The organism is Dickeya sp. Secpp 1600 (genome assembly GCF_003049805.1).
Taxonomy (GTDB): domain Bacteria; phylum Pseudomonadota; class Gammaproteobacteria; order Enterobacterales; family Enterobacteriaceae; genus Dickeya; species Dickeya fangzhongdai.
On the sequence record NZ_CP023484.1, the window covers coordinates 2,412,000 to 2,427,028 of the forward strand.

General features: G+C 56.3%; 15 protein-coding genes, 1 tRNA gene and 1 riboswitch. Of the genes, 7 read left to right on the plus strand and 9 right to left on the minus strand.

The window, feature by feature from the left end; translation table 11 throughout:
* Positions 1-41: 41 nt before the first annotated feature.
* Together CPA59_RS10810 and gapA are read right to left on the minus strand one after the other, a co-directional pair.
* On the minus strand, positions 42-914 hold the full coding sequence (locus CPA59_RS10810; protein WP_100849526.1) for a D-hexose-6-phosphate mutarotase: 873 nt from the start codon (positions 912-914) through the stop codon (positions 42-44).
* Between the two features lie 213 nt (positions 915-1,127).
* Positions 1,128-2,123, minus strand: coding sequence for a glyceraldehyde-3-phosphate dehydrogenase (gapA, locus tag CPA59_RS10815; protein ID WP_013317844.1), 996 nt, complete (start codon positions 2,121-2,123; stop codon positions 1,128-1,130).
* 349 nt (positions 2,124-2,472) lie between these two features.
* Between gapA and msrB the strand changes: the two genes are divergently transcribed.
* A complete protein-coding gene (gene msrB, locus CPA59_RS10820; protein ID WP_038920962.1) occupies positions 2,473-2,889 on the plus strand; it encodes a peptide-methionine (R)-S-oxide reductase MsrB in 417 nt (138 codons plus the stop codon).
* Positions 2,890-2,954: 65 nt separating this feature from the next.
* Positions 2,955-3,284 (plus strand): YeaC family protein, encoded by a 330-nt coding sequence (locus tag CPA59_RS10825; protein WP_038918984.1) that lies wholly within the window; start codon positions 2,955-2,957, stop codon positions 3,282-3,284.
* A 45-nt stretch (positions 3,285-3,329) separates the two neighbouring features.
* On the opposite strand, the gene pncA is transcribed toward CPA59_RS10825, so the two are convergent.
* From pncA to sppA, 3 genes are all read right to left on the minus strand, one after another.
* On the minus strand, positions 3,330-3,971 hold the full coding sequence (pncA, locus tag CPA59_RS10830) for a bifunctional nicotinamidase/pyrazinamidase (RefSeq protein WP_038918985.1): 642 nt from the start codon (positions 3,969-3,971) through the stop codon (positions 3,330-3,332).
* Between the two features lie 58 nt (positions 3,972-4,029).
* On the minus strand, positions 4,030-5,049 hold the full coding sequence (gene ansA / locus CPA59_RS10835; protein WP_038918986.1) for an asparaginase: 1,020 nt from the start codon (positions 5,047-5,049) through the stop codon (positions 4,030-4,032).
* A 138-nt stretch (positions 5,050-5,187) separates the two neighbouring features.
* A complete protein-coding gene (gene sppA / locus CPA59_RS10840; protein WP_107759333.1) occupies positions 5,188-7,038 on the minus strand; it encodes a signal peptide peptidase SppA in 1,851 nt (616 codons plus the stop codon).
* A gap of 266 nt (positions 7,039-7,304) precedes the next feature.
* Here sppA and CPA59_RS10850 point away from each other — a divergent pair, with 266 nt between their 5' ends.
* The 3 genes from CPA59_RS10850 to CPA59_RS10860 all read left to right on the plus strand — a co-directional run bounded on the left by CPA59_RS10850 (position 7,305) and on the right by CPA59_RS10860 (position 10,267).
* A complete protein-coding gene (locus tag CPA59_RS10850; RefSeq protein ID WP_038918988.1) occupies positions 7,305-7,856 on the plus strand; it encodes an NAD(P)H nitroreductase in 552 nt (183 codons plus the stop codon).
* Positions 7,857-7,940: 84 nt separating this feature from the next.
* On the plus strand, positions 7,941-9,866 hold the full coding sequence (locus CPA59_RS10855) for a DNA topoisomerase III (RefSeq protein WP_038918989.1): 1,926 nt from the start codon (positions 7,941-7,943) through the stop codon (positions 9,864-9,866).
* 5 nt (positions 9,867-9,871) lie between these two features.
* Entirely contained in the window at positions 9,872-10,267 is a 396-nt protein-coding gene (locus tag CPA59_RS10860; RefSeq protein WP_049853958.1) for a DUF1496 domain-containing protein, read from the plus strand.
* A gap of 47 nt (positions 10,268-10,314) precedes the next feature.
* On the opposite strand, the gene xthA is transcribed toward CPA59_RS10860, so the two are convergent.
* Positions 10,315-11,121 carry an exodeoxyribonuclease III gene (gene xthA / locus CPA59_RS10865; RefSeq protein WP_038658881.1) on the minus strand — a complete coding sequence of 269 codons (807 nt, stop codon included), beginning with the start codon at positions 11,119-11,121 and terminating at the stop codon, positions 10,315-10,317.
* Positions 11,122-11,372: 251 nt separating this feature from the next.
* Positions 11,373-11,467, plus strand: a riboswitch (glycine riboswitch).
* A gap of 21 nt (positions 11,468-11,488) precedes the next feature.
* Between xthA and CPA59_RS10870 the strand changes: the two genes are divergently transcribed.
* Complete coding sequence (locus CPA59_RS10870; RefSeq protein ID WP_038658878.1) at positions 11,489-12,109, plus strand: trimeric intracellular cation channel family protein; 621 nt, start codon at positions 11,489-11,491, stop codon at positions 12,107-12,109.
* 189 nt (positions 12,110-12,298) lie between these two features.
* Here CPA59_RS10870 and CPA59_RS10875 read toward each other — a convergent pair.
* The 3 genes from CPA59_RS10875 to CPA59_RS10885 all read right to left on the minus strand — a co-directional run bounded on the left by CPA59_RS10875 (position 12,299) and on the right by CPA59_RS10885 (position 13,928).
* Positions 12,299-12,383: transfer RNA gene (locus tag CPA59_RS10875), tRNA-Tyr, on the minus strand.
* A gap of 147 nt (positions 12,384-12,530) precedes the next feature.
* A complete protein-coding gene (gene purU / locus CPA59_RS10880) occupies positions 12,531-13,382 on the minus strand; it encodes a formyltetrahydrofolate deformylase (protein ID WP_038918991.1) in 852 nt (283 codons plus the stop codon).
* A 78-nt stretch (positions 13,383-13,460) separates the two neighbouring features.
* Entirely contained in the window at positions 13,461-13,928 is a 468-nt protein-coding gene (locus CPA59_RS10885; RefSeq protein WP_038918992.1) for a YchJ family protein, read from the minus strand.
* Between the two features lie 159 nt (positions 13,929-14,087).
* Here CPA59_RS10885 and rssA point away from each other — a divergent pair, with 159 nt between their 5' ends.
* Positions 14,088-14,993: a patatin-like phospholipase RssA gene (gene rssA / locus CPA59_RS10890; protein WP_038918994.1), complete on the plus strand. Its 906-nt coding sequence runs from the start codon at positions 14,088-14,090 to the stop codon at positions 14,991-14,993.
* The last annotated feature ends 36 nt before the right edge of the window (positions 14,994-15,029 follow it).

The following is a 15,029-nucleotide window of genomic DNA, read 5'->3' on the forward strand; positions in this document are numbered from 1 at the left end:
TGGCTGGCGAAAGCCAGCCATGAGCAGGAAGCAAAAGTAGATTATTTACGCAGGCGAATGGTGGTGGTAAGACGTGCCGGCGCCTGAGTGGTCGCCACGAGCGGTTGGGTCACGTGCGCGGTTTCAACGCAAACAAAAGTCTGGTAGCCGTCATCGGTCATATCGCTGATGGTGCGAGACAGTTCTGCGCCCGGGTTCCAGGCCACCACGTCGCTGTGGTGAGCATGATGCACTTCAATAGTGCGTTGCAACACCGGGTCTTCAATCAGGCTGAGTGACGCTGGCTGGGTATAAATGCGGTCGGTACGGGTAGCAAACGTCAGGTCGCCCTGCTGAGTATCGGTTTTGCCGTCGTTAACCTTGTCGATAAAGGTGTTGCCCAGGCCGCCGATGCTGATTTTGCTGATATCCCCAATCTGGAAATAGGTGTGCAGCGCGCTGGTGATGCTGTAGTCGCCGTGGCATTCGAGTTCCATGCGGCATTCCTGCGCGCTTAAATGGAAACGAGCCAGAACGGTAAACGCGTGCGGCCAGGCGGCGCGTGTTTGCTCGGAATCGCGCAGCGTGAAGCTGAGGGTAACGCCGTTCGCATCTTCACTGTGAGAGGTGAACTCCCACGCCAGCAGGCGGCCGAAACCGTGGTTGGGCTGTGCAGCCGGACCAAACCAGGGGAAACAGATGGGCACGCCGCCGCGAATCGCCACGCCGTGCTCGAATGGCGTGTTGTCGCTCAGCCACAGTACCGGTTGTTCACCTTTGGGCTGCCAGCTAATCAGATGCGCGCCCTGCAGCGCGACGGCGGCACGAACCTGCGGATGATCCACCACGATAATCGGCAGTTGGTCCAGTTGACGTTGGCTAAGGTGCGCGGTGATCGCGTTATTGATGGGAAGTGAATAAATTTTATCGCTCATGGTATTGGTTTTGCCTTTATGTTCTTGTTGTATACCCCAAATAATTCGGGTTACAGGAAGGCGGCAATCGAGCGAGTCCCCAGGAGCTTACATCAGTAAGTGATTGGGGGGAGCGAGGGCAGCCAACGCACCTGCAACTTGAAGTATGACGGGTATATACCCAATAAAAAAGGGCGACTCATGTCGCCCTTTCATCATCTGTTCATCGCCACATTATTTGGAGATGTGGGCGATCAGATCCAGAACCTTGTTGGAGTAGCCGGTTTCGTTGTCATACCAGGAAACCAGTTTCACGAAGGTGTCGCTCAGTGCGATACCGGCTTTGGCATCGAACACGGAGGTCAGTTTTTCGCCGTTGAAATCGGTGGATACCACGTCATCTTCGGTGTAACCCAGAACGCCTTTCAGCTCGCCTTCAGAAGCGGCTTTGATGGCGGCACAAATTTCTTTGTAAGTAGCCGGTTTTTCCAGACGAGCAGTCAGGTCAACCACGGATACGTTCGGGGTCGGTACGCGGAACGCCATACCAGTCAGTTTGCCGTTCAGAGCCGGAATCACTTTACCTACCGCTTTAGCTGCGCCGGTAGAGGACGGGATGATGTTCTGAGAAGCGCCGCGGCCGCCGCGCCAGTCTTTGTGAGACGGGCCGTCAACGGTTTTCTGCGTAGCGGTGGTAGCGTGAACGGTGGTCATCAGTGCTTCAACGATACCGAATTTGTCGTTGATGACTTTAGCCAGCGGCGCCAGGCAGTTGGTGGTACAGGACGCGTTGGAAACGATGTCCTGACCGGCGTAAGCGGCGTGGTTAACACCCATAACGAACATCGGGGTGTCGTCTTTGGACGGACCGGTCAGAACCACTTTCTTGGCGCCAGCCTGAATGTGTTTACGTGCAGTTTCGTCGGTCAGGAAGATACCTGTTGCTTCAGCAACAACGTCAACACCGATTTCGTTCCACTTCAGGTTAGCCGGATCTTTCTCAGCGGTAACACGGATGGTTTTGCCGTTGACAACCAGGTGACCGTCTTTCACTTCAACGGTGCCGTTGAAACGACCGTGGGTGGAGTCATACTTCAGCATGTACGCCATGTAATCCGCATCCAGCAAATCGTTGATGGCAACGATTTCGATGTCAGAACGCTCCTGGGCAGCGCGGAAAACGATACGGCCAATGCGGCCAAACCCGTTGATACCTACTTTGATAGTCATATATTCCACCAGCTATTGGTTTGTGAATAAAAGGTTGGTTGTAAAATTACAAAAACCTTACTGAGCGTCAAGCGGAATCGTGTCAATCGTTGCGGTAAGTCAAAAGTCCGTTCAACAGTTGCGCGATAAACAGCTATCAGCCTAATTAAAGTGCATAACCTAATCATATGAGGAATACACAGGCATGAAAACACCTGCCATAGGTGTAATTGTGATTGAGATCACAATTAAAAGTGCCTTTGCCGCGTAGGGCTAAGTGTAGGCCAAAATAGGCTGTGACGGTGTTAACTTTTTGTTAGAATTATGCTTCATCGCGCTGGCGAAAAACCCGTGTTTCAGTGAGAACCTGATGACCAAGATAACCGCTTCACCACGTAATCTGAACGAGTTAACCGATCTGCAGCGGCATGTCACGCAGCAGCGGGGGACGGAAAGCCCCTATACCGGCAAACTGTTGCACAACAAGCGTACCGGGGTTTACCACTGCCTGTGCTGTCATCAGCCGCTGTTTTATTCCGACCACAAATATGACTCCGGTTGCGGCTGGCCGAGCTTCGATCGCCCGGTAGCGGAGGACGCCATCCGCTATCTGGAAGACAACTCCCACCATATGCAACGGATCGAAATCCGCTGTGGCCATTGCGATGCGCATCTGGGGCACGTGTTCCCCGATGGTCCGCAGGACACCACCGGCGAACGTTATTGCGTGAATTCCGCGTCGCTCAGCTTTATCGATACGGAAAACGGTCAACAGACGGATGGTTAACGTCGCTAATACAATACTTTGACTTGAAACGTTTCAGCTAAAATTTGACTGCAGGCAGAAAAAACATGCAACTGGATGATTTAATAAACAGCATGACCCCGGAAATCTACCAGCGTCTGGTGACGGCGGTGGAGCTGGGAAAATGGCCGGACGGGGTAACCCTGACGGCGGAACAAAAGGAAAATGCGTTGCAGATGGTCATGCTTTGGCAGGCGCGCAATAACGCCGAGGCGGACCATATGACGATCAACACCCGTGGTGAAATCGAAATGAAAAGCAAGCAGGAGCTCAAGCAGCGTTTTGCCGGCGATGCTATTACTACCCCAACGTCTGCTACGACCTCAGCGCCTGCCGCTACCCTGAAACCTATCACCACCCTGAAACCGCAAGACTAAACCCGATCGCGCCAGCATCGACAACTGGCGTGATGCGAGCATGAATTACCGGCTGAGTGACGCGGTAAACGCGGGCAGATCCATTAGCGTGGCGCCGTGTTTCGCCATCACGTCCAGCGCCTGCTGGCTATCTTTCGGATGCAGATTTACGCCGCGACAGCCATCCGTCAGCACCTCGGTCTGATAACCCAGCGCCAGCGCATCCAGCACGGTATATTTGACGCAGTAATCGGTTGCCAGCCCCATGATGGTCAGTTGGGTAATGTCTCTGGCTTTCAACCAGTCATAAAGTTCGGTACGGGTGCGGCGGCCGTTGTCGAAAAATGCGCTGTAGCTGTCGATAAAGGGATGCGTTCCTTTGCGTACTACCCAGTTTATCGCCTGCTGATTCAGCCGGGGATGGAAATCGGCGCCGGGCGAACCCTGAACGCAATGCACCGGCCACCAGATCTGCGGTAAGCCGTCCAATTCGCCCTGGTCGCCTACGCGGGTGCCGGAATTGACGGCAAAACTGCGGTGATCCGCCGGATGCCAGTCCTGACAGGCAACGACTATTACCCCGGCCTGCTGACAGGCGGCGATAGCCTGATTCGCCACCGCGACCACGCTATCGCCGTCCGAGACGGCCAGCGCCCCGCCTGCACAGAAGTCATTCTGGATATCCACCAGCAAGAGTGCTCTGTTCATATGGTGTTCTTCTTATTAAAATTTTTATGTTCTGGATGCTGTGTTGGTTGCAGGCGATTTAATCTTTGTCGCTCAGTTCTCCGCGCAGGTTTTGCTGCATTAGCTGGCGAATCTGGTCAGGGGAAAGATCGTTCCTGCTTAACAGATAATGCAGTTTCGTCAGAGCCGCTTCAACCGTCATATCAAACCCGCTGATGACGCCAGCCTGCGCCAGCGCATTGCCGGTGGCGTAACCGTCCATGTTGACCCGTCCTGAAATGCATTGCGTCAGGTTAACCACCACGATGCCGCGTTCGGATGCGCGGCGCAGTTCATCAAGCAGGCCTGAGCTTTGGGGCGCGTTGCCGACGCCATACGAGCGCAGAATCAGCGCTTTTACCGGCTGAAGCAGGAAATTGCTTACCACATCGGCGGAGATGCCGGGGTAGATCGTCACCACACCGATCGGCTGCGGCGTGATGGCATGCACGATCAGCGGCCCGCTAATCGGGTCGGGGTTGGCCGGCGTCAGACGGCGGATGTGAATACCGGCTTCCAGCAGCGGCGGAAAGTTCGGGGAGGCAAAGGCGTCAAAACCGTCGGCGTGCGCTTTGGTGGTACGGTTGCCGCGCAGCAGTTTGTTATTGAAGAACAAGCTGACTTCGTTGACCGGGTGATTGGCCGCCACGTATAACGCATTGAGCAGGTTGGTTTGCCCGTCGGAGCGTAGTTCCGCCAGCGGAATTTGTGACCCTGTCACAATGACCGGTTTAGACAGATTCTCCAGCATGAAAGACAGGGCGGAGGCGGTGAATGCCATGGTGTCGGTGCCATGCAGAATCACGAAACCGTCGTACTGGTCATAGTGCTGCTGGATGTCATTCGCAATCGATTGCCAGTCAGACGGCGTCATATCGGATGAGTCGATCAGCGGCGTATATTCGTGAATAGTGAACGAAGGCATTTCCGGACGATGAAATTCCGGCATCTGCGCCAGTTGTTGTTGCAGGTGGCCGGAAACCGGGATGTAACCGTTGGCGGAGCGCTGCATACCGATGGTGCCGCCGGTATAGGCGACATAAATGGATTTCTTTTGCATGGATAGTCTGGGTCGGGACACTGTTGGTTAGAGAAACGGTTAGCCGTCAAAGGCCAGGATTATAAAAAGGTTCAGTCGTAAATAAAAAGGCTTCGGCGGTAAAAACAGCCCGGCAGTACCGGGCTGTTCAGGGAAGCATTAACGCACGTCGCCGCAATTCAGGCACAGCGCGTAACGGTTTTGCGGATCGTTCAAGGTGTCCAGCACCGACGTTTGCGCGCGAACCGTCTGCGCCAGCTGCGCCACCGGCGCCGGCACCACCGCCTGCAACGCGGAAGGCAGCATGGCGTAGACCGAACTTCTGACCTGGCTGAACATCGTATCAAGCAGGTCCGGCTCGCCGGAATACCAGCTCAATTGATAATTTTCCAGTTTGGCCAGTTCCGCCGCTTTCTTCACGGCGTCGTCAAAGTCGCCCAGTTGATCCACCAGCCCATTGGTTTTGGCATCGCTGCCGACCCAAACATGCCCCTGCGCGATGGCATCCACTTCCTGCGGGGTTTTCTTGCGTGACTCCGCCACCAGTGAAATAAAGTTCTGATAACCACGCTCAATATTGAGTTGCATCAGTTGGCTGGCTTCTGCCGGCAAGGCTCTGGTCTGGGACAGCGCGGCCAGCGGAGAAGTGGCGACGCCGTCGGTGTGTACGCCGATGCTGTCCAGCGAATTTTCGAAGGTGGTGACGACGCCGAAAATCCCGATTGAGCCGGTCAGGGTGCTGGGGCTGGCGATGATGGCGTTGGCCGGCGTGGAAATCCAGTAGCCGCCGGAGGCCGCCATGCCGCCCATGGAAACCACCACCGGTTTGCCCGCCTGTCGCGCCGCCGCCAGTTCCGAACGAATCAGCTCAGAGGCGGTGACGCTGCCGCCGGGGCTGTTCACCCGCAGGATGATGGCTTTGACTTTCGGGTCCAGACGGGCGTCGCGGATCTGCGCCGCCGTGGTATCGCCGCCGACATACCCCGGGGTTTCCTTGCCGTCGACGATGGTGCCGTTGGCAAACACCACGGCGATTTCGTTGGCATTGGTTACCGGCGGGGTCGGCGCGTAATCATAGATGCTGGTGAAGTTGAAGTTTTTGTTTTTGGCGTCCCATCCAAAGGCTTTGATTAATGACTGCTCAATCACCGAACGGGATGCGACTTCGTCTACCAGTTTGTTTTCCAGCGCATAACGGGCGGTGTCGCCGTTCAGCGTTTGCAAACCGGCGAGCAGGTTTTCGGCGCCCGGGAACAGCTGTTGCGGCGTGATCTGGCGGTTGGCCGCTACCGTATCCAGATAATGCTGCCACAGGGTGGAAATCCAGCGATTATCGGCCTCACGGGCGGCCGGCGACATGTCGTCGCGGATGAACGGTTCGACGGCCGATTTGTAAGTGCCGACGCGGAAGATATGCGTGGTGACCTTCAGCTTGTCCAGCAGCGTCTTATAGTAAAGGTTATTGGTGGCGAAGCCGTGCAGGTCGATATTTCCCTGCGGGGTCAGGTAGATTTTGTTGGCAAAACTGGCCAGATAATATTGCGTCTGGTTGAAGTTGTCGCCGACGGCGAAAATCGGTTTGCCGGCATCGCGGAATTCACGCAGCGCCTTGCCGATGTATTGCAGCGAAGGCTGATCCGCGCTGACGAAGTCGGACAGATCCATCACCATGCCGGTAATGTTGCTGTCGTCTTTGGCCTGACGGATGCTGTCGACAATATCAAACAACGCATTTTCCTGATGACGGCTGGCGGACACGCCGAAGAATTCCCGTCCGAACTGGCGTAGTTTGTTGTTGACGGACGGTTTATCCACCACCACGCCCGTCAGATCCAGCATCAACGCTCCTCGCGCCGGCTCAGCCTGCGTGGTTTTTAGCTGGCTATAGACCCCGATACCGACCAGGATCAAAAACACCAGAAAGAGGTTGAGGATAAATTCGCGGATAAAATTCAGCAGGCGCCATCCCCATCTGAATATTCCACTGAAAATTCGCCACATTGTGCGCATGTCCACTCCGTCAAAAGAAAACTGGGTTTAAGCGGCGCCCCGTGTTTGCCGGGCGATGCGCTGCCAAAAAAAGTATCAGCGCGATCACGCCCGCACGCGGGGCACTGGCGGTATCCTAATGAGCGACAGGATAAAAGTCAGCTATTTATCTTGCCGCAAGGTTGGCGGCGGGGCGCTAACTTGTAACAAATCTTCTACCTGTGCTACCGTGGCGCGCAACCGGATTTTATTCACCGACAGCAGATTTTCATGACAGGAGAGATGTGATGGATGCTCTGGAATTGCTACTGAATCGTCGTTCAGCGTCCCGTCTGGCGGCACCTGCGCCGGCGGGCGACGCGCTGGAGAATATTCTGCGCGCGGGCCTGCGGGCGCCGGACCATGGCGCGCTGCAGCCGTGGCGTTTCTCCCTTATTCAGGATGAGGGGTTATCCCGCTTCAGCGATCTGCTGGTCAGCGCGGCATTGCAGGATAATCTGGACGAGGCCGCGGTTGAAAAAGCGCGTCAGGCGCCATTCCGCGCCCCGATGATCATTACCGTTGTCGCGCACTGTGAGGAAAATCCAAAAGTTCCGCACTGGGAACAGGTCGTATCCGCCGGCTGCGCGGTGCAGGCAATGCAAATGGCGGCGCTGGCGCAGGGGTTCAACGGTATCTGGCGCAGCGGCGCCTGGACTCATCATCCGCTGGTGCGCGACGCCTTTGGCTGCCGTGCGCAGGATGAAATTGTCGGTTTCCTTTATTTAGGGACGCCTCAGCTTAAAGCCTCCGCCGCGATCACGCCCGTTGATAGCGCGAAGTTTGTCAGCTATTTCTAATTTCTGTATTGACGATGTTTCCCCTGATTCGCGCTCCTGACGGTGCGCGCGTCAGGAAATATCCGTTCTGCCTTGCGGTGTGACATGCGACTGTTTATTGCGGAAAAACCCAGTCTTGCCAGAGCCATTGCCGATGTGCTGCCCAAACCGCAGCGACGCAGCGATGGCTTTATTGCCTGTGGCGAACAGGATGTCGTGACCTGGTGCGTGGGGCACCTGCTGGAACAGGCGCAACCGGATGTGTACGACGCCCGTTATGCGCGCTGGTCGCTGGCGGATCTGCCGATTGTACCGCAGAAATGGCTGTTGCAGCCGCGGCCGTCTGTCAGCAAACAGCTAAATGTTATAAAAAAATTACTGACTCAGGCCGATGAAATCATTCATGCCGGCGACCCGGATCGCGAAGGACAGTTACTGGTGGACGAAGTGCTGGAGTATCTGGCGCTGCCGGAAGAAAAGCGTCAGCATGTGAGCCGCTGCCTGATCAACGACCTGAATCCGCAGGCGGTGGAGCGGGCGGTGTCGCGCCTGCGTGAAAACCGGGAATTCGTTCCGCTGTGCGTCTCCGCGCTGGCCCGCTCGCGCGCCGACTGGCTGTACGGCATCAACATGACCCGTGCTTATACCCTGCTGGGACGAAACGCCGGTTACGAAGGCGTGCTATCGGTCGGTCGGGTGCAGACGCCGGTGCTGGGGCTGGTGGTGCGGCGTGACGAAGAGATCGACAATTTTGTGGCCCGCGACTATTTCGAGGTTAAGGCGCATATCGTCACCCCGGCCGACGAGCGGTTTGTCGCCTTGTGGCAGCCCAGTGAATCCTGCGAACCGTATCAGGACGAAGAAGGGCGGTTACTGCATCGCCCGCTGGCCGAGCACGTCGTCAAACGCATCGAAGGGCAACCGGCGAGGGTTACCGCCTATAATGATAAACGGGAATCGGAAACCGCGCCGCTGCCGTATTCTCTTTCCGCTCTGCAGATTGAAGCCGCCAAACGCTTTGGCCTTAGCGCCCAGCAGGTGCTGGATGTTTGCCAGCGGCTGTATGAAACGCACAAGTTGATCACCTATCCGCGTTCGGATTGCCGTTATCTGCCGGAAGAGCATTTTGCCGGGCGACAGGCGGTGCTGAACGCGATTGCAGCGCATCAGCCGGATTTGTTGCCGCAGCCTGCCGTTGATCCCGAGCGCCGCAACCGCTGCTGGGATGACGGCAAGGTCGATGCCCACCACGCCATTATTCCCACGGCGCGCAGCGCCCGCACCTCATTGACGGAACATGAAAGCCAGGTCTATGGGCTGATTGCCCGGCAGTACCTGATGCAGTTTTGCGCGGATGCGGTGTTTCGTAAATGCGTTATCGATCTGGATATCGCCGGCGGCAAGTTTGTCGCCAAGGCGCGATTTCTGGCTGAGGCAGGCTGGCGGACGCTGCTGGGCAACAAAGAGCGGGATGAGGAAAACGAGGGGATGCCGTTGCCGGTGGTGGCAAAAGATGATGAACTTTTGTGCGAGCGGGGCGAGGTAGTGGAACGGCAGACTCAGCCGCCCCGACACTTCACCGATGCAACCTTGTTGTCCGCCATGACCGGTATCGCCCGCTTTGTGCAGGATAAGGCGTTGAAGAAAATCCTGCGCGAAACCGACGGGTTGGGCACCGAAGCCACGCGCGCAGGCATTATCGAGCTTCTGTTTAAACGCGCGTTTCTGATCAAGAAAGGGCGTTATATTCATTCCACTGATGCGGGCAAAGCGTTGATTCACGCTTTGCCGCCGATGGCGGCGCACCCGGACATGACGGCGCACTGGGAAGCCACGCTGACGCAGATCAGCGAAAAGCGCTGCCGCTATCAGGATTTCATGCAGCCTCTGACCCAGTCGCTGTATGAACTTATTCAGCAGGCCCGGCAAAGTGGTAATATCACGGCATTCAGAGGATTACCGCCGGTTAAACGTTCTCCGCCCGCGGGGCGGAAACGTCGCCAGTCACGTTCAGCCAGCACAAAGGAGTAACGCAGATGAAAGCATGGGGCACCTTCCTGATGGCAACAGGCCTGTTGTTATCTTCCGCTGCGCAGGCGGCGACGCAAACCACGGTGATTACGCAGGGGAATCCTGTGGTGCTGCCGGGTAATGGCAGCAGTACCCACGGCACGGTATCCACAACGCAGGGCAGCACCAACACCGAGGTGGTGGTGCCGGTTCCTCCTCAGGTGATCTGGGGGAACGGCAATGGCGGCAACGTGCAGCGTGAAGCTCAGGTTAATTGCATGAGCTGCTGCATTTATCAGAACAGAAACTACTCTGAAGGCTCGGTGGTGAGGGCGGAAGGCGTGTTGCTGCAATGTCAGCGCGATAAGGGCAATCTCGGCACCAACAATCTGGTGTGGCGGATCATCAAAGAACAGCAGTAAAAACGTACGCGGTGATAGCGGGGCTGCTTGCAGCCCCGATCGCGTCATCAGAGCGTGAATTCCGCCCACACCGGCGCGTGGTCGGAAGGTTTCTCCATTCCCCGGATAGCATAATCTATGCCAGTGGCCGCGCAGCGGCTGGCCAGCGGTGCCGTGGCCATAATCAGGTCGATGCGCAGGCCGCGGTTGTCGTCAAACCCGGCCGAGCGGTAATCAAACCACGAAAACCGGTCCTGACACTCGGGATTGGCGGCGCGGAAGGTATCGACCAATCCCCAGTTTTTCAGCCGTTCCATCCATTCGCGCTCTTCCGGCAGGAATGAGCACTTGCCGGTGCGCAGCCAGCGTTTACGATTGTCCTCGCCAATACCGATATCCAGATCGGTCGGGCTGATGTTCATGTCACCCATAATCAGCACCGGCTGGTCCGCCTGATGGTGCTGGTCAAGATAATGCTGCAAATCCTGATAGAAACGGGTCTTGGCCGGGAATTTCACCGGGTGGTCGCGGCTTTCGCCTTGTGGAAAGTAGCCGTTGACCACGGTCAGCGTGCCGAGCGGCGTCGCCAGGTCCGCCATGATGATACGGCGCTGGGCGTCTTCTTCGTCCGTGGGGAATCCGCGACGGACCGCCAGCGGCTCGGCTTTGGTCAGCAGCGCAACGCCGTAGTGGCCTTTCTGCCCGTGGTAGAAGACGTGATAACCAAACTGTTTCACCTCTTCGAGCGGAAACATATCGTCGTGGACTTTAGTTTCCTGCAGACCGATCACATCAGGCTGATGTTGTTCGATGATTGCGGCCAACTGGTGTGGTCGGGCGCGCAGCCCGTTGATATTGAAAGAAACAAACTTCATGTTCGCTGCCGTTGTTAAAAAAACGTGCCCCGATGTTAGCAGAAAGGCGGGAGTCGAGTCACGGCGGCTACGCTGCTGTATCAGCAGTCATAACTATCGGTGATGGCTGGTTGAACCGGGCGGCGATAGCCCGTATACTCCGCGGCTTGCAGGAGAGCGGAAGGCACTATATGTCACGAATGTCACGACACGCCTTCCCGCCGAAGGCGCAAACTCCCATAATCGCTCAGGCTACCTTACTGCACATTTCTATGACGCCAACTGGAGAGCGGTTGCCAGACAACCCACCGAAGGGGCAAGCGGTTTTACCGCGTAAACTCTCAGGTAAAAGGACAGAGGGAGGGGCACATTTCACAAGGGTACGTGTGTGCTGACCTATATCTATCTGATCGCTATTACCGCTGAGGGTATGTCCGGCGCGCTGGCTGCGGGCCGCCGCAACATGGATATCTTCGGTGTTTCAATGATCGCTTTTATTACCGCGCTGGGCGGCGGTACGGTGCGCGATATTCTGCTGGGTAACTATCCCATCGTCTGGACTCAGCATCCTGTCTATATCTACCTCACGATTGGCGCCGGACTGCTGGCGGTGCTGGCTGCGCGCGTGATGCACCATCTGCACCGGCTGTTTCTGGTGCTGGACGCCATGGGGCTGGTGGCATTCACCATTATCGGTTGCAATGTGGCGATTGAGCTGGGGTATTCGCCGACCGTGGTGGTGATGGCGGGGATTACCACCGGTATTTTCGGTGGGATCTTGCGGGATATTTTCTGCAACCGGACGCCGATGGTGCTGCGCAAAGAGCTGTACGCCTGCGTTTCATTGCTGGTGGCGCTGGTTTACCTTGGCCTGCGCGAAATCGGCATCAACCACGATCTAAATCAGCTGATCTCTTTCTCTGTCGGGTTATCGCTGCGTCTGGCGGCTATTTTCTGGTCCTGGCAGTTGCCGGTATTTAGTTATATGCCGGAACGCTGGAAAGAGTAATCACGTTATTCTGCTGTGCTATCACCGCGACACCGGTATGTGAATATCGCAGAGTCATCGCGGCGATTCTTCATGGTGCGATAAATCGGTCGTGGCGACGTTGCGATGTGTTTTTCTCGCTGCGCTTTCGGGTGATTTTTTGTTTGAGGGGGAAGCTATGGAGTGAGGATGTCGTAGCGACTTGAGAGATGGTGGTGGGGGAAGGATTCGAACCTTCGAAGTCTGTGACGGCAGATTTACAGTCTGCTCCCTTTGGCCGCTCGGGAACCCCACCACTGGCCTGATTGCTCTTTCGTGTCGAGCGGGGCGCATCATACCAAATGCCGCGCCCCTGTAAAGACCGAAAAAACAAAAACAAGTTCGTTTGCCGGTTTTTTATGCCGCCCGCTGCAATTGTAGGCGAAGGGCGGCGAAGTGCTAATCAACGTAGAATAATCGTGCGGTTGCCGTAAACGAACACCCGCTGAGCCAGCACATGGTACAACGCCCGGCTGAGTACGTTTTTTTCCACGTCGCGACCGGCGCGCATCATGTCGTCCGCGGTGTAAGTGTGATCGACGTGAATCACGTCCTGCATGATGATCGGGCCTTCATCCAGACTGTCGTTCACATAATGGGCGGTGGCGCCGATGATCTTCACGCCGCGCTCGTAAGCCTGATGGTACGGGCGCGCCCCGATAAACGCCGGCAGGAACGAATGATGGATGTTGATGACCCGGTTGGGGTAGTGCTGAACAAAGGCGGGCGTCAGCACGCGCATGTATTTCGCCAGCACCACATAGTCAGGCTTGTATTGGTCGATCTGCGCGATCATTTTCAGATCGTGCTCTTCGCGCGTCAGGCCTTCGTGGCTGACCAGATGGAACGGAATATCAAAGCGCTCTACCAGCGTACGCAGCGTTTCGTGGTTGCCGATTATCGCCGCGATCTCGACATCCAGACCGCCATAGGCGCTTTTCATCAGCAGATCGCCGAGACAGTGAGCTTCCTTGGTAACCAGAATCACGATACGGCGACGCCCGGCGCTGCTCAGTTCACGCACGGAGCCTTCCGGTAAGGCGCTGTCCAGATCGGCCTGCAGCGTGGTGTCGTTGAAGATACCTTCCAATTCCGTACGCATGAAGAAACGACCGGTGCGGTGATCAACGTATTCCGAGTTCTGCACGATATTCAGCTCGTGCTTGTAACAGATGTTGGTGATCTTGGCGATAAGCCCTTTTGCGTCAGGGCAGATTGTCCGTAAAATTTTTCTTTGGATATTCTGGGATTGCATGGAATTGGGATCCTGTCCAAAACATAAATCAGATGTTGCCGTTACGCGATGCCGGAATCATCGCGGTAATCGAGAGTATTATTGTCCACAGCACTTTTTGTATTTTTTGCCGGAGCCGCACGGACAGGCGTCGTTCCTGCCGGTTTGCAGGTGAACGCCGTCGACATAGTACCAGCGATCGCGATAACGAAGGAAGCGAGAACGTTCTCTCATCAGTACCCGACGCGCCGGATGTTCGGTTGTGCTGTAGCTGGCCGCGAACTCGACATAGCCTTCATCCGCCGTTTTTCCCGGCGCGACGTCCAGTATCCGCAGACCGAGCCAGTGTGTATCGGCGCAACTGGCGGCGATGTCGGCTCGCCAGTTTTCCGCGTGGCAATCCGGATGCCAGGTGGCGACCAGATAATCGACATCCTGTTTGACGTAGGCACTGTACCGTGAACGCATCAACAGATCAGGGCGCGAAGCCTGGGTATCACCGCGCAGATAGGGCTGGCAGCAGTGTTCGTAAGGCTGATCACTGCCGCACGGGCAACATTCGGACACAATATCTCCTGCAAAACTCTGCAATAAGGTTAAATAATTGAGACGCCACTGATAAGGCGTGCGCTATGTTACCCAATAGGGTTCGCGTATCGCAATAATCCTGCCTGGCGGATACATAACAGCAGGGCAGCGCCTAGAATAAGATACAGGAGAAATACCATGCGGAAGGTAACAATCGGTCTGGCATTGGGATCCGGCGCGGCTAAGGGATGGGCGCATATCGGCGTGCTGAAAGCGCTGGAGGATCTGGGGATTGTGCCTGACGTGGTGGCGGGGTGTTCGGTGGGGGCGCTGGTCGGCGCCGCTTACGCCACGCACCGGCTGGACAGCATGGAGCACTGGGTGTGCGGCTTTCGCTACTGGGATGTCATCCGTCTGATGGACTTCTCCTGGGGGCGCGGCGGATTATTGCGGGGGGATCGCGTTTTCAACCATGTAAAGCATTTGCTACGTACGCAACATATTGAGGAGTGTGCTATCAAATATGGAGCAGTGGCAACTAATTTGAGTACGGGAAGGGAACTTTGGCTAACGCAAGGGGACTTACATTTGGCTGTTCGCGCTTCCTGCAGTATGCCGGGGTTATTGTCCCCCGTACAATTCAATGGTTACTGGCTGGTGGATGGGGCTGTCGTTAATCCGGTTCCGGTTTCATTGACCCGCGCGATGGGCGCGGATGTGGTGATTGCGGTGGATTTGCAGCACGACGCCAGCTTGCAGCAGCATAATTTGCTGTCTGCCAGACCGGCGGCTCAGGCGGAAGCGATTGCCGCGCCGCACGGCTGGCGTCAGCGTCTTCGGTATCGTCTGTCTCACCGTTTTCGTCGACAGACGGAAGCGACGCCTACCGCGATGGAGATCATGAGTACCTCCATACAGGTATTGGAGAATCGCCTGAAAATGAATCGCATGGCGGGCGATCCTCCGGATGTATTGATTCAACCCTATTGTCCGCAAATCGCCACGCTGGATTTTCATCGGGCGGAAGAAGCTATTGAGTCCGGCAGGCTGGCGGTGGAAAAACAGCGGGAGCTGCTGTTGCCGCTGGTAAACCGGGGCGTATAGGGTTATTTCCGATTTAGGATTCGGCAACGAATGATG